We start from the raw sequence: 13827 nt of genomic DNA, 5'->3' as shown, positions 1-13827 counted from the left end.
GAAATCTGCCCGTATTTCTCGCCAGAACGCCGTCACGCTCCGCCGACTCGACCGTTCCACCAGTGTCGGGACGTGGGGACCCGGCGACCGGACGCGAGGCGGTGGCGGCGCAGCGGTACGCCATCGCCTCGCCCCGGCTCGCTCCCGCCGCTGTCCTGCACGGACCTCGACGCGACGCCCGCCGTAGGCTGGCCGGGTGACTCCCGAGCCGGCCCCCTTCGAGGGCTTCCCCACCGCCGCACTCGACTTCTACGACGACCTCGAGGTCGACAACACCAAGTCGTTCTGGGAGAAGCACAAGCACGTCTACGCCGCGTCGGTGAAGGCGCCGATGACCGCCCTGTGCGCCGCCCTCGAGCCGGAGTTCGGTCCGGCGAAGGTGTTCCGTCCCTTCCGCGACGTCCGCTTCGCCAAGGACAAGACGCCCTACAAGACCGCCCAGGGCGCGTTCGTCGGCGCCGGGCCGGCGACCGGGTGGTACGTCGAGCTGTCGGCCCGCGGCCTGCGCGTCGGCGCCGGTTTCTACGAGGCGTCCGGCCCGCGCCTGGCCGCCATCCGTGAGGCGATGGCCGATGACAAGTCCGGACCGATCCTCGAGAAGCTCGTCGCCCGGTACGCCGCCGACGGCTGGGAGGTCGGCGGCGAGCAGCTCAAGACCGCACCCCGCGGCTACGACGCCGACCACCCGCGCATCGACCTGCTGCGCCGCAAGCAGCTCTTCGTGGGCCGCCCCTACGGCTTCGAGAACCTCGACGACCCGGCCGTCGCCGACCGGGTGCGCGAGGACTGGCGCACGCTGCGCCCCCTGGTGGAGTGGGTCGCCACCCACGCCGTCGAGTGACGGTCAGCTGAACCAGGCGTCGGTCGTGGCGAGCAGCGTCAGCTCGTCCATCGTCAGCGGCGGGTGCGTGAACAGCGGCGGGGAGTTCTTGCCGTCGGCCGCGTTGTAGGACAGCGCGCTCACCTCGAAGCCGTCGCGCCACACGGTCGCGCCCTGCGCCTCCACGCCGTCGCCGAGGGTGGGCCCCCAGAGCAGCATCGGGCGACCGGCCTCGTCGGTGCTGCACGTCCCGCCGGTCGGGCCGACGCTCTGCTGACAGGCCGCCTGCCCGTCGCCGGGGAAGCGTTCGATGACCACGGACGCGAGCGTGCCCTGCCAGGAGAAGTGGGCGATGAGCCGGTCGGCACTGCCGGCCGAGCCGTAGGACGGGCCGGTCCGGATCGGGCCGGCTCCCTGCCGGCCGAGCTGCTCCTCGACCAGGACGGGCACCTGCTCGGGCGTCACGGTGACGTGGTCGGCGACGAACGGCGGGGGGTCCGACACCGTCGGATCCGAAGGTGTCGAGCTGGCTGTGCCGGTCGGCTGCGCCGTCGGCGACGCCGACGGGCTCACGGTCGGGTCGCTGGCGACCGGCGTGCCGTCACGGCCGGTCGCGTGGGGGATGAAGCTCGCCGCGGCGCCGATGACGCCGAACACGGCCACCGCGGCGAGCATCGAACCCGCCCGTCGACGGCGCTGCGCGCGCCGGCCTCGGGCGATGCCTCCGGAGACGAGTCGGTCGACGTCGGACGTCAGCCCGTTCGTCGCTCGGTCGAAGAGGTCTCGGGGATTCTGGTCAGTCATGCTGGGTCCTTCCGGGTGACGGAGAGTGACTCGTCGAGTAGAGGACGGACCCGCTCCAGCGCCCGCATGCTGCGGTTGCGCACCGCGCCCGGGGAGACCCCGAGCCGCTCCGCCACCTCGCCGACACTGAGGTCCTCGAGGTAGCGCAGCACCAGCACCGCCCGGTCCAGCGGGGCCAGCCCGGCCAGCGCCCGCTGGAGGGCGAGCCGGAGGTCGCTGTCGGCGGACTCGTCAGGACCCGCGTGCTCGGGCAGCTCGGCCCAGGGCAGCTCACCGCTGCTCCGGCGTCGCCGCGCGCTCAGGAAGGTCCGCACGAGCGTGGTCTGGGCGTACGCCGCGGGGTTGTCGATCCGCGCACCGAGCTTGCGGTGCCAACGGACGTAGACCTTCGCCAGCGTCTCCTGCACGAGGTCCTCGGCCAGATGCCGGTCCCCGCACAGCAGCCACGCGCTGCGGTGGAGCTGAGGGGTCCGCCCTCGCGCGAACTCCTCGAATTCCCCGAGATGTCCTGTACTCAACTTGTCACTCCTGTGATGGCGTCACCCCTACGACGCGCTGCACCACTGGAGTGTCACACGACTACTCCTTCCGGTAGGTCGCCATCGCACGCTCGGGCTCCCAGAACGCCCGCATCGAGGCGACCCGGCCGTCGTCGTGGACGGTGTAGACCATGACCAGGTCGGTGTCGACGCGGCCGCCGTCGGGGAAGGTCGTGGTGATCGTGCCGACGTTGGCGCAGGTGTCGCCGTTGGCGTGGGAGTCGTGGATCGTGAAGTGGAAGGTGCCGACCGGGGCGATCGCGGCGTTCCAGAACGCCGTGATCCCGTCGTGCCCGTGGTGGCCCGTGCCCTCGGGGTCGAACATCGAGGGGCCGACCGGGTCCTCGATGACCGCGTCCTCGGCGTAGACCGTCAGCCACTCGGCGAGGTCCCCCTTCGCGACCGCGGCGTAGGAGCGCTGCGAGGCGCGCCGGGCCGGGTGGTCGCCGTCGGGGGCGTTCCAGGTGATGGCGTCGGACGTCGTCATGGGCGGCATCGTACGCCGCAAACTGGAACACGTTCTAGTGGCTGGCCTCACGCCGGACCGGCGGGCACTCGTCACGCGACGTTCACCTGGCGTGCGCCTGCGGCTGGGACATTGCTGGCATGGCACGACGCAAGGCCTTCGTCCACATCGGTCTCCCCGGCACCGGCGGCGCCTTCCTGGGCGCCGAGCTGGCCCACCACGCCGACGAGCTCCGCGAGCAGGGCGTGTGCACCCCCGCCCGCTCCACCAACGAGATGTTCCGAGCCGCCCTCGAGATGCGCCGCGACCACAAGGTGTGGGGTTACCGTCGCCGCGACGTCGAGGGCGTCTGGGCGGGCATCTGCCGCCGGGCGTTCAAGGAGAAGGGCACGGTCGTGGTCAGCCACGAGCTCCTCGCCGCCTGCACGACCCCCCAGATCGCCCTCCTCCTCGACGGCCTGGCCGGCCTCGAGGTGCACGTGGTCGTGACGGCCCAGGACCCCGCGACCCAGGTCGTGACCGGCTGGGCCGACACCGTCGACTCCGGCAGCGCGGCCAGCTTCGGCCGGTTCCGCCGACGGATCATGGACCCGGCCCGCGAGCACGAGCAGGCCCAGCAGTTCTGGGCGGCGCAGGCCCTCGACGAGGTGCTCGAGCGCTGGGGTGCCGCGGTCCGCGACCCGCGCCACGTCCACGTCGTACCCCTCCCTGCTGACAGCGCCGACCCGCGCCCGGCCATCTGGCGGGCCGTCGGGGAGCTCGCGGGGTTCGACGCCGCCGCGCTGCCGCTCGTCGCGAGCGGACCCTCGATCACCCTCGACGGAGCCGGCACCTCGGTGCTGCGCGAGGTCAACGACGCCATCGACGGCCGCCTCGGCGCCCGCGACCGCGCCATGGTCAGCGAGTTCCTGCCCCGCGAGGCCGTGAGCCCCGTGCGGGCCTCGGTCCCGGCCGACCTCTACGACGACCTCCTCGAGGTGGCCGAGCGCTGGGCCAAGCAGATCGCCGACGGCGGGTACGACGTCCTCGGCGCGACCTCGGACCTGCTCCCCGAGCGCCCCGCCGACGACGCGCAGGTCCCCGACCACCACCCGGTCGAGGAGCGGCTCGCCCGCACGACCGACGCGCTGGCCGACGTCCTCGTCGAGGTGGCCCGGCTGCGCGAGCACGCCGAGGACCTCGAGGAGCGCAACGCGAAGCTCGAGAAGAAGAAGCGCAAGCTCAAGCGCCGGCTCGCCGACGCGACCCTCGGGCCGCTCGCGGGGTGAACCCGCCACAGCGGCCGCCCGTCAGTGCGGCTGCCAGGCGTCCTCGTCGGCGGTCCGCGAGGTGACCGCCTTGGGCAGCTTGCCGTCGGCGAGCTGCTGGATGGAGACCTGTTCGAAGACGTCGCGCAGCGAGCGGCGGGCGGCGATCCAGACGTGCTGGAGCACCTCGGCGGACTCGTTGTAGCTGACCGCCTCGGGGCGCAGGCCGTAGACGGAGACGAGCGGGCCGTCGACGGCCCGGATCACGTCGGCGACCGACACGGTCTCGGGGCCACGGCCCATGCGCCAGCCACCCGACTGACCGCGCTGTGACATCACGATGCCGGCACGGCGCAGGTCGGCGAGGATCGCCTGGAGGAAGCCGTGCGGGATCTCCTGCAGCCGGCCGAGCTCCTCGGCGCTGACCGCTCGTCCGTCCACTCGCGTCGCCATCTCGATCAGGGCACGCAGGGCGTAGTCGGACTTGGCGGAAACTCGCATGGGAGCAGTGTGTCAGATTTGTCGACTCAGGCAGTCGACCAACGCCGGTTCAGTGCCGGCTCACGACCGGTGTCCCGCGCGGGAGGTAGCGGGTGGCCTCGGCGTCGACGGCCTGCTCGAGCTTGACGGCCCAGGCGATCCACAGCACCCACAGTGTGAAGACGACCGACGCCAGCAGCGCCACGGTGATCCCCGAGGCGCCGAGGGAGTCGGCGAGGGTCTTGAGGTTGGTGAGCACGATGACCCCGCCGGCGGCGACCCCGAGGATGCGCGGGCGCAGGTGGCGTACGACGAGCGCCGCGAGCGGAGCCGCCACCACGCCACCGACGAGCAGTGCGCCGGCGAAGGCCCAGCTGACACCGGCGCTGCCCAGCCCGAGCAGGAACCCGAGCGAGCCCCCGATCGAGACGACGAACTCGGCGGTGTCGACCGAGCCGACCACCTTGCGGGGCTCGAGCCGTCCCGAGGAGAGCAGCGACGTGGTGCCGACCGGCCCCCAGCCGCCACCGCCGATCGCGTCGAGGGCACCGGCGAACAGCCCCATCGGCGCCAGGAACCAGGCCTCGGGCCGCGGGTTGAACCGCAGCCGCCGGGGCGCGGCCAGGAAGCGCCAGGTCACGTAGGCGCCCAGCGCGAGGAGGAGCGCCGCCACCACCGGCACGGCGGCCGCAGCGTCGAGGCGCACCAGCAGCGTCGCACCGAGGAAGGCGCCGACGAAGCCGGGCAGGGCGAGGATCCCGACCGTGCGCCAGTCGACGTTGCCGAAGGCGTGGTGGGAGGCGCCGGAGACCAGGGACGTCCCGATCTCGGAGAGGTGCACGGCCGCGGAGGCGGCGGCCGGACCGAGCCCCCCGGCAAGGAGCAGCGTCGAGGAGGTGACGCCGTACCCCATGCCGAGGGAGCCGTCGACCAGCTGCGCAAGCAGGCCGACGAGCGCGAGGACCAGCAGCTTCCGCATGCCGCCTCACCTCAATCCTTAATGTGACTGACTTACTCGACATTTTAGGACGCAATCCCCAGACCCACAAGGGCGCAGCGGTTCCGAGGTCACGATCGGGCAAATGCCGGGTAATCCACGTCACCGCGCCTTGCACGGCCCGGGATGCCCTCCTACTATTTTGTTACCGGTCAGTAGTACACCGAGTTTGACCGCGTCCCCCCACGGAAAAGGTGGATCAGTGAGCCACTACAAGAGCAACCTGCGCGACATCGAGTTCAACCTCTTCGAGGTGCTCGGTCGGGACGAGGTCCTGGGCACGGGTCCGTTCGCCGAGGTCGACAGCGACACCGCGCGTTCGATCCTCAGCGAGGTCGACCGCCTCGCCCGCGAGGACCTGGCGGAGTCCTACGAGGACAGCGACCGCAACCCGCCGGTCTTCGACCCGCAGACCAACACCGCCCCCATCGGTGACTCGTTCAAGAAGTCCTACAAGGCCTGGATGGACGCCGAGTGGTGGCGCCTGCAGGTCTTCGAGGAGATCGGCGGCCAGGCGGCCCCCTCCTCCCTCGTGTGGGCCATGGGCGAGCTCGTCCTGGGCTCCAACGCCCCCATCTGGATGTACGCCGCCGGCCCCGCGTTCGCCAACGTCGTCTACCGCAACGGCAACGAGCGCGACAAGCTCATCGCCCAGCACATGGTGGACCGCCAGTGGGGCGCCACGATGGTGCTGACCGAGCCCGACGCCGGCTCCGACGTGGGCGCGGGCCGCACCAAGGCCACCCCCAACGACGACGGCTCGTGGAACATCGAGGGCGTCAAGCGCTTCATCACCTCGGGTGAGCACGACATGAGCGAGAACATCATGCACCTCGTCCTCGCGCGCCCCGTGGGCGTCGAGGGCGTGGGCGGCCCGGGCACCAAGGGCCTGAGCCTGTTCCTCGTGCCGAAGATCCACTTCGACCACGAGACCGGCGAGCTGACCGGCGAGCGCAACGGGGTCTACGTCACCAACGTCGAGCACAAGATGGGCATCAAGGTGTCCAACACGTGCGAGGTCACCTTCGGCGACTCCGCCGTCGGCGGCGGCGAGCCGGCCAAGGGCTGGCTGCTCGGCGAGGTGCACAACGGCATCGCCCAGATGTTCCAGGTCATCGAGAACGCCCGCATGATGGTCGGCACCAAGGCCATCGCGACCCTCTCGACCGGCTACCTCAACGCGCTGGAGTTCGCCAAGACCCGCCAGCAGGGCGCAGACCTGGCGCAGTCCGCCGACAAGACCGCGCCGCGCGTCACGATCACGCACCACCCCGACGTACGTCGCTCCCTGATGACGCAGAAGTCGTTCGCCGAGGCCATGCGCGCCCTGGTGCTCTACACCGCGTCGTGGCAGGACAAGGTCATGCTGGCCGAGCACGCCGGCGAGGTCGACGAGCTCGCCAACGCGGTCAACGACCTGCTGCTCCCGATCGTCAAGGGCTACGGCTCGGAGCGGTCGTGGGTGCTGCTCGGCACCGAGTCGCTGCAGACCTTCGGCGGCTCCGGCTTCCTGCAGGAGTACCCCCTCGAGCAGTACGTCCGCGACGCCAAGATCGACACCCTCTACGAGGGCACGACCGCGATCCAGGGCCAGGACTTCTTCTTCCGCAAGATCGTCAAGGACCAGGGCAAGGCGCTGGGCCACATCGCGAAGGAGATCGAGTCCTTCATCGCCAGCGAGGCCGGCAACGGTCGCCTCAAGGTCGAGCGCGGTCTGCTCGCCAAGGCGCTCGAGGACGCCAACGCGCTGGTCGGCCACATGATCAACGACCTGATGTCGGCCGACGCGTCGGCCGAGGGCGGCGACCTGCGCAACATCTACAAGGTGGGCCTGAACACCAGCCGCCTGCTGATGGTGCTCGGCGACGTCGTCTGCGGCTGGCTGCTGCTGCGCCAGGCCGAGGTCGCGCTTGAGAAGCTGGGCGGGGAGCCGGGCAAGGACAAGGCCTTCTACGAGGGCAAGGTCGCGGCCGCGCAGTTCTTCGCCGCGCACAACCTGCCGAAGATCACCGCCGAGCTGGCCATCGCCGAGGCGACCGACCTGTCGCTGATGGACCTGGACGAGGACGCGTTCTGACGTCTGCTCGCTGATCCCACGCTGACGGGAGCCACGCCGGTCCGACCGGGGTGGCTCCCGTCACGTTTCCCCCGGGTCCCCACCGGGTATCCCTTCGACCAGGCGGTGCGGCGCCTCCCCCGTCGCCGTACCGCCCCCTATTCGCAACCGAAGGAGCACCCATGGGTATCGGAGCAGGCATCGTCCTCCTCGTCCTCGGACTCATCCTGGTCACCGGCTCGGTCGACCTGCCGGCCGCCGTCGACGCCAACGTCGCGACGGACACGGTCGGCTGGATCTGCGTCGTCTGCGGCGTCCTGGCCCTCGTGCTGACCCTCGTGATCAACCAGCAGCGCTCGCGCACCACCCACGTGGAGGAGCGCCGCACCGAGGTGTGAGCGATCTCCGAACCGCCCCGTCCGCATGCTGCGGGCGGGGCGTTCCGCATGTCGGCGTGCCCTAGCGTGCTCCCGTGCTCGACTCCGCCGCGGCCGGCCTGGCCACCGGCCTCTCCCTGATCGTGGCGATCGGCGCGCAGAACGCGTTCGTGCTGCGGCAGGGCCTGGCGCGCTCGCACGTCGGGATCGTCGTGCTCGTGTGCACGCTCTCCGACGTGGTCCTGATCGTCGCCGGCGTCGCCGGGATCGGGACGGTCGTGGAGGCCGCGTCCTGGGCGCTGGAGGTCGTGCGCTGGCTGGGCGTCGCGTTCCTCGGGTGGTACGGCGTCGCGTCGCTGCGTCGGGCACTGCGGCCCGAGGCGCTCGCGGCGGCGGGCGGCAACGGCCTGACCCGCCGCGGCGCCCTCGGGCGCGCGGTCGCGCTCACCTGGCTGAACCCGCACGTCTACCTCGACACCGTGCTGCTGCTCGGGTCGATCGCGAACCAGCACGGCCACTCCGGCAGGTGGTGGTTCGCGGTCGGCGCGTGCGTGGCCAGCACGGCGTGGTTCGCGGGCCTGGGCTACGGGGCCCGGCTCGCGAGCCGGGTGCTGGCCCGGCCGCGGGCGTGGCAGGTGCTCGACGTCCTGATCGGACTCACCATGCTCGCCATCGCGGCCGGGCTCGCGCTCGGCTGACTGCTGCTCGGGTCAGCGACCCCAGCGGGCGTTGCCGTCGGGGCGGCCGCCCTGACGACGGTCGCCGCCGCCCTGACCGCCACGGCGCGGGCCGCCCTGCGACTGGCCGCCGCGGGACGAACCGCCACCCTGGCCGCGGTAGGGCTTGCGAGCCCCGCCGGACGGGGCGGAGGAGCGGGCCGGGGCCGGGCCACCGTGCTCGGCGAGGGCCTCCGCCGTCAGCACGCGCGGGGCGGTCCGGATGTCGTGGTGCAGCACCTCGACGCCGGCGTTGTGCTGGAGGCGCACGACCTCGTTGACGAACTTCGGGGTGGTGATGGTGACCACGCAGCCGTCGTTGCCCGCGCGCGCCGTACGGCCCGAGCGGTGCAGGTAGGCCTTGGGGTCGCTCGCGGAGTCGAAGTGCACGACCAGGTCGACGTTGTCGACGTGGATGCCGCGGGCCGCGACGTCGGTGGCGACGACGGCCTGGGCCTGGCCCTTGGAGAAGCGGGCGAGGTTGCGCTCGCGGACCCGCTGGCTCAGGTTGCCGTGCAGGTCGACGGCGTCGACGCCGGTCTGCCCGAGCGCCTCGGCGAGCTCGACGGCCCCGTCGCGGGTGCGCGTGAAGATGATCGTGCGGCCGTTGGCCGTGATCAGGCGCTGGACGGCGTCGACCTTCTCGCGGAAGCCGCCGACGACCAGCGTGTGGTGGGTCATGGTGGTGACCGCACCGGCGTTGGGGTCGAGCTGGTGGGTGCGGGGGTTGCGCAGGTGCTTGCGGACCAGGCGGTCGACGTCGCCGTCGAGCGTGGCGCTGAGCAGCATCCGCTGGCTGCCCGCGGGGGTCTGGCCGAGCAGGGCGTCCACGGCCGGGAAGAAGCCGAGGTCGCAGAGGTGGTCGGCCTCGTCGAGGACGGTGACCTGGATGTCGGCGAGCTGGCAGTGGCCCTGCTCGATCAGGTCGGCGAGGCGACCCGGGGTGGCGACGACGAGGTCGGCACGGTTCCGCAGGGCGCGGACCTGACGGTCGTACGGCGTCCCGCCGTAGACGTTGGTCATCCGCAGCTTGAGCGCGTCGGCCAGCGGCTGCAGGGAGCGGGCGACCTGCTGGGCGAGCTCGCGGGTCGGCACGATGACGACGGCGCGGGGGTGGTTCGGACGGCTGCGCTCGCCGGCGAGGCGGGCCAGGATCGGCAGGCCGAAGGCCAGCGTCTTGCCCGAGCCGGTCTGGGCGCGGCCGAGCACGTCGTGGCCGGCCATGGCGTCGGGGAGGACGGCGGCCTGGACGGGGGTGGGGGTGGTGATGCCCTGCTTGGCCAGCGCGACGACGACTTCCTCGGGGAGGTCGCTGAAGACGGTGCTGGTGGGGGCGGTGCCGGGGGCGGGGGCGACGGGGGTCTGCTCGAGGGCAGGCGCGGACATGCGTGAACTTTCCGGATGCAGGATGCGTCACTGCGCGGAACCACGGGTGCGGATCCGGTGAGCCTGGCGAGACGCGGTCTCAAGGCACCCGATCCATTGGTCTCTGCGCGACTCGAAACGCGCACCACACCGGGTTACTTGGAGATGAGCGGCCCTGTCGAGAAGCGGGCCACTGGCTGCCCCCAGTCTAGGGAACCGGAGGCCCCATCCGTTAATCGTGTTCCGTTCGCGATCCGTTGATCGTGCCGGTCAGCTCGCCCCACCGAGCGGCAGGGCGAGGACGGCGCTCCCGTCGGGCTCGATCCGGACCGGCACGCCCCAGTCCTGCTGGTGCATCCGGCAGGCCGCCCCCTCGCCGCCGTCGATGTCGCAGGACGCCGCGCGGGCGGCGATGTGGAGCACGCCCTCCCCCACGGCCGGATCGAGCACGAGGGTCCGGGACAGGTCGGTGCCCCGGCCCTCGCCCTCACGGATGAGGGCCGCCGGGGTGGCCGAGACGAGCAGCTGCGAGGGCGGGCCGAAGCGGTCGTCGACCTTCTGGCCGGGGGGCGGCTCGAAGGCCACCACGAGCTCGAGGGCGGCCGAGACGTCGGTGACCGGGCGCTGCGTGGTGTGGGCGAAGCCGTCGGTGGTCGTCGCGGCGGCGCCGAGGGCGATGCGGGTGAGCCGGTGGGCACCGGACTCCACGACGACGAGGTGCTCGCCCGCGACGTACGCCCCGCTGGGCTCGGCGAGGTCGGTGGCCAGGGTCGACATCTCGTCGGTCACCGGGTCGAAGCGGCGGACCGCGCCGTTGTAGGTGTCGCAGACGGCGACGCTGCCGTCGGGCAGGACGGTCACGCCGAGCGGGTGCTGGAGCAGCGCCTGCTCGGCCGGGCCGTCGCGGAAGCCGAAGTCGAAGAGGCCGGAGCCGACGGCCGAGTGGATCTCGGCAGGCTCGATCACCGACGGCTCGATCACCGACCGCTCGATCCAGCGCAGGCTGGACGTCTCGCTGTCGGCGAGCCACAGCCGGTCACCGGCCGCGGCGAGGCCGCTGGTCTGGGCGAACCACGCCTCGGCCAGCGGCCCGTCCAGGAGCCCCTCGTTGGTGGTCCCGGCGGCGACCTCGGTGGTGCCGGTCAGCGGGTCGAACGTCCAGAGCTGGTGGATGCCGGCCATCGCGACCCAGACCCGGTCGCCCCACCAGGCCACGTCCCACGGGGAGGACAGCCGGTCGGTGCCGTCGCCCTGCATCCACTGGGCGCCGTCGCCGGCGAGGACCCGGACCTCGCCCGAGCCGAGCGCGATCCCCCGGAGCTGGTGGTGGACCGTGTCGGCCACCACGACGTCGTAGCCGACCTCGCGGGCCACGTCGTCGGGCAGCAGGCACAGCCCGTTGGGCTCGCGGAAGCCACCGAAGCGACGCACCACGTCCCCCTCGGCCGACAGCTCGACGACCTCGTCGTGGCCGGCGTCGGCGACGAGCACACGACCGTCGGGCAGCGGCACGGCCTTGGCGGGGAAGCGGAGATCGGTGGGCTCCACGACCGGGGCGACGTACGGCGAGTCGCCCGGCTGGAGCGTGCCGCGGGCGCGGTGGTCCTCGACGAGCTCGGCCAGGAGGGCGTCGATGGCGTGGGCGTGGCCCTCGCCGGCGTACTGCCCCACGACGTAGCCCTCCGGGTCGACCAGCACGAGGGTGGGCCAGGCGCGGGCGGTGTAGGCCTGCCAGGTCACCAGCTCGGGGTCGTCGAGGACGGGGTGGTGCACGGAGTAGCGCTCGACGGCCGCCGCCAGGGCGTCCGGGTCCGCCTCGTGCACGAACTTCGGCGAGTGCACGCCGATCACGACCAGCTCGTCGGCGTACTTCTCCTCGACGGGGCGCAGCTCGTCGAGGACGTGCAGGCAGTTGATGCAGCAGAACGTCCAGAAGTCGAGGAGCACGAACCGGCCCCGCAGGTCGCGGAGGGAGATGGGGCCGTCGGTGTTGAGCCAGCCTCGGCCGACGAGCTCGGGGGCACGTACACGCATGGGGCCATTGTCGCGAACCGGCCGCGATCGAGGGGAAGCGTCTCTCGCAGGGCGGACCCGCGCTAGATTTCACGCAAGGAATGCGCCCCGAGACACGGGACATGCAACCGGAGGGGCGGCGCAGATGGCAAGGCAGCAGACGGCCGAGGTGGACACCTCGTTCGACCGCTATGCCCGGATGGTGCGCAACGCCCTCGACACCCCCGTCGCGCTGGTGACGCTGATCGAGGAGAGCCGTCAGGTCTTCGTCGGCGCGGCCGGCCTCGACGAGCCGGTCGCGTCGACCCGGGAGACGCCGCTGTCGCACTCCTTCTGCCAGTACGTCGTCTCCGACGAGTCGCCCCTGATCGTGCGCGACCTCCGCGAGGACGACCGACTCAAGGACAACCCGGCGATCCTCGACTTCGGGGTGGTGGCCTACGCCGGCTTCCCGATCAAGGACCAGCACGGGACCGTCATCGGCTCGCTGTGCGCCCTCGACACGAGTCCCCACGAGTGGAGCGACCAGGACATCGAGCTGCTCGAGGACATGGCCTCGGCCTGCTCGACGGAGCTGTCCGAGCGGGCGCTCCGCCTCGACGCCGCCGAGCGGGCGTGGCACGCACACGGGCTCACCGACCGCAGCCGCGTCCTGCTCGCGCTCAGCGAGGGGCTCTCCACGACCGCGACCCTCGAGGACGTCGCCACGGCGATGGAGGACATCGCGGTGGACATCCTCGGCTGCCTCAAGGGCGGCATCTGGCTGCGCCACGACCCCCTGAAGCAGCGTCACGCCGCGGACCTGCCGCTGACCGAGCAGGAGTCCGCCGGCGGGCTGACCTTCATCACCAACCCCGATGCCGAGTGGACGGCGGCCGCCAACTTCGGCAGCCTGGCCATCGACGACGGCAACCCCGCCGGCGCCGCCCTCGTCCACGACGCCCCGATCTTCTACCGGTCGCGGGCCGAGCAGAACGCCGACTACCCCCACCTGGTCAACCCCGGACAGCTCGGCGAGGCGCGCGCGTTCCTGCCGCTCGGCGTCCGCGGCCACGTCTACGGCGTGCTGGTGCTGGTGTGGCCCGACGAGCGGGAGATGTCGGAGGAGGACCGCGTCACGATCGCCGCCCTCACGGCGTACACCGCCCAGGCGGTGGAGCGGGCGCTGCTCTACCAGGACCGGCTCGACGCGCTGGTCATCCTGCAGAGCTCGCTGCTGCCGCGGCTCCCCGAGCAGGACGACCTCGACATGGCCGCGCGCTACCGCCCGGCCGCGACCCGGGACCAGGTGGGCGGCGACTGGTACGACGCCGTGCTCATGCACGGCGGCGCCACCAGCCTGATGATCGGCGACGTGGTGGGGCACGACATGGACGCCGCGGCCGTGATGGGCCAGCTGCGGACGATGCTGCGCACCATCGCCTGGGCCGGCGACAACTCTCCCGCGCGCAACGTCGAGCGCCTCGACCAGGCGATGCGCGACCTCGACGTCGACGGGATGGCGAGCCTGGTCAAGGCGCGCATCCAGCCGGGCGGCTCGCCCGACCTCTGGGTCCTGTCGTGGACCAACGCCGGCCACCCGCCGCCCCTGCTCATCACCGCCGACGGGTCGACCGAGCTGCTCGACGCCGACCTCGAGGCCGATCTCATGATCGGCATCGCCCCCGACATCCGACGCACCGACCACCGGACCGTCATCGAGGCGGGCTCGATGCTCCTGCTCTACACCGACGGCCTCATCGAGCGCCGGGGTGAGGACCTCACGGCCGGGCTCGACCGCCTGTGCAAGGTCGCGGGCCAACACCACGACCTGCCGCCGGCCAAGTTCCTCGACGCGCTGCTGGGCGAGCTGGTGGGGGCCAGGCCCAGCGACGACGTGGCCGTGCTGGCCGTGCTGTTCAAGACGCAGACCTCCGACTGAAGCAGATCGGCATGCGCCTAGGGTGC

Annotated in this window: 13 protein-coding genes; 6 read left to right on the top strand and 7 right to left on the bottom strand. The window is 72.1% G+C overall.

Annotated features, from left to right (window positions below):
* Positions 1-196 precede the first annotated feature (196 nt).
* On the top strand, positions 197-841 hold the full coding sequence (locus EJF31_RS12215; RefSeq protein ID WP_125037298.1) for a DUF2461 domain-containing protein: 645 nt from the start codon (positions 197-199) through the stop codon (positions 839-841).
* A gap of 3 nt (positions 842-844) precedes the next feature.
* Here EJF31_RS12215 and EJF31_RS12210 read toward each other — a convergent pair whose 3' ends face one another.
* The 3 genes from EJF31_RS12210 to EJF31_RS12200 all read right to left on the bottom strand — a co-directional run bounded on the left by EJF31_RS12210 (position 845) and on the right by EJF31_RS12200 (position 2650).
* Positions 845-1624, bottom strand: a complete 780-nt coding sequence (locus EJF31_RS12210) for a hypothetical protein (RefSeq protein ID WP_125037297.1) — start codon at positions 1622-1624, stop codon at positions 845-847.
* Positions 1621-2142 carry a SigE family RNA polymerase sigma factor gene (locus EJF31_RS12205; RefSeq protein WP_125037296.1) on the bottom strand — a complete coding sequence of 174 codons (522 nt, stop codon included), beginning with the start codon at positions 2140-2142 and terminating at the stop codon, positions 1621-1623. Before EJF31_RS12205 ends, EJF31_RS12210 begins: the two co-directional genes overlap by 4 nt.
* A gap of 61 nt (positions 2143-2203) precedes the next feature.
* Positions 2204-2650 (bottom strand): nuclear transport factor 2 family protein, encoded by a 447-nt coding sequence (locus EJF31_RS12200; protein ID WP_125037295.1) that lies wholly within the window; start codon positions 2648-2650, stop codon positions 2204-2206.
* Positions 2651-2769: 119 nt separating this feature from the next.
* On the opposite strand from EJF31_RS12200, the gene EJF31_RS12195 reads away from it, so the two are divergent.
* Entirely contained in the window at positions 2770-3897 is a 1128-nt protein-coding gene (locus EJF31_RS12195; protein ID WP_125037294.1) for a hypothetical protein, read from the top strand.
* A 21-nt stretch (positions 3898-3918) separates the two neighbouring features.
* Here EJF31_RS12195 and EJF31_RS12190 read toward each other — a convergent pair whose 3' ends face one another.
* Both EJF31_RS12190 and EJF31_RS12185 read right to left on the bottom strand, forming a co-directional pair.
* On the bottom strand, positions 3919-4377 hold the full coding sequence (locus EJF31_RS12190) for an Rrf2 family transcriptional regulator (protein ID WP_125037293.1): 459 nt from the start codon (positions 4375-4377) through the stop codon (positions 3919-3921).
* Between the two features lie 49 nt (positions 4378-4426).
* The gene (locus EJF31_RS12185; protein ID WP_125037292.1) at positions 4427-5335 is read right to left on the bottom strand and encodes a sulfite exporter TauE/SafE family protein; all 909 of its coding nucleotides are present in this window, start codon (positions 5333-5335) and stop codon (positions 4427-4429) included.
* Between the two features lie 220 nt (positions 5336-5555).
* On the opposite strand from EJF31_RS12185, the gene EJF31_RS12180 reads away from it, so the two are divergent.
* From EJF31_RS12180 to EJF31_RS12170, 3 genes are all read left to right on the top strand, one after another.
* The gene (locus tag EJF31_RS12180; RefSeq protein WP_125037291.1) at positions 5556-7430 is read left to right on the top strand and encodes an acyl-CoA dehydrogenase; all 1875 of its coding nucleotides are present in this window, start codon (positions 5556-5558) and stop codon (positions 7428-7430) included.
* A gap of 161 nt (positions 7431-7591) precedes the next feature.
* Positions 7592-7807 carry a DUF6458 family protein gene (locus EJF31_RS12175; RefSeq protein ID WP_125037290.1) on the top strand — a complete coding sequence of 72 codons (216 nt, stop codon included), beginning with the start codon at positions 7592-7594 and terminating at the stop codon, positions 7805-7807.
* A gap of 74 nt (positions 7808-7881) precedes the next feature.
* Positions 7882-8484: a LysE/ArgO family amino acid transporter gene (locus EJF31_RS12170; RefSeq protein WP_125037289.1), complete on the top strand. Its 603-nt coding sequence runs from the start codon at positions 7882-7884 to the stop codon at positions 8482-8484.
* A 12-nt stretch (positions 8485-8496) separates the two neighbouring features.
* Here EJF31_RS12170 and EJF31_RS12165 read toward each other — a convergent pair whose 3' ends face one another.
* Positions 8497-9888 carry a DEAD/DEAH box helicase gene (locus EJF31_RS12165; protein ID WP_125037288.1) on the bottom strand — a complete coding sequence of 464 codons (1392 nt, stop codon included), beginning with the start codon at positions 9886-9888 and terminating at the stop codon, positions 8497-8499.
* Between the two features lie 249 nt (positions 9889-10137).
* A complete protein-coding gene (locus EJF31_RS12160) occupies positions 10138-11901 on the bottom strand; it encodes an NHL domain-containing thioredoxin family protein (RefSeq protein ID WP_125037287.1) in 1764 nt (587 codons plus the stop codon).
* Between the two features lie 124 nt (positions 11902-12025).
* On the opposite strand from EJF31_RS12160, the gene EJF31_RS12155 reads away from it, so the two are divergent.
* On the top strand, positions 12026-13801 hold the full coding sequence (locus EJF31_RS12155; protein ID WP_185736225.1) for a GAF domain-containing SpoIIE family protein phosphatase: 1776 nt from the start codon (positions 12026-12028) through the stop codon (positions 13799-13801).
* The last annotated feature ends 26 nt before the right edge of the window (positions 13802-13827 follow it).

Source organism: Nocardioides sp. LS1, assembly GCF_003865225.1.
In the GTDB taxonomy this organism is placed as follows: Bacteria; Actinomycetota; Actinomycetes; order Propionibacteriales; family Nocardioidaceae; genus Nocardioides; species Nocardioides ginsengisegetis.
This window is presented reverse-complemented; position numbering and strand designations above follow the sequence as displayed.

Bases quoted from the DNA above. Each gene is read 5' to 3' on its own strand.
- EJF31_RS12210 (WP_125037297.1), bottom strand. From the start codon at position 1,624: ATGACTGACCAGAATCCCCGAGACCTCTTCGACCGAGCGACGAACGGG.
- EJF31_RS12200 (WP_125037295.1), bottom strand. From the start codon at position 2,650: ATGACGACGTCCGACGCCATCACCTGGAACGCCCCCGACGGCGACCAC.
- EJF31_RS12195 (WP_125037294.1), top strand. From the start codon at position 2,770: ATGGCACGACGCAAGGCCTTCGTCCACATCGGTCTCCCCGGCACCGGC.
- EJF31_RS12190 (WP_125037293.1), bottom strand. From the start codon at position 4,377: ATGCGAGTTTCCGCCAAGTCCGACTACGCCCTGCGTGCCCTGATCGAG.
- EJF31_RS12185 (WP_125037292.1), bottom strand. From the start codon at position 5,335: ATGCGGAAGCTGCTGGTCCTCGCGCTCGTCGGCCTGCTTGCGCAGCTG.
- EJF31_RS12175 (WP_125037290.1), top strand. From the start codon at position 7,592: ATGGGTATCGGAGCAGGCATCGTCCTCCTCGTCCTCGGACTCATCCTG.
- EJF31_RS12165 (WP_125037288.1), bottom strand. From the start codon at position 9,888: ATGTCCGCGCCTGCCCTCGAGCAGACCCCCGTCGCCCCCGCCCCCGGC.
- EJF31_RS12160 (WP_125037287.1), bottom strand. From the start codon at position 11,901: ATGCGTGTACGTGCCCCCGAGCTCGTCGGCCGAGGCTGGCTCAACACC.
- EJF31_RS12155 (WP_185736225.1), top strand. From the start codon at position 12,026: ATGGCAAGGCAGCAGACGGCCGAGGTGGACACCTCGTTCGACCGCTAT.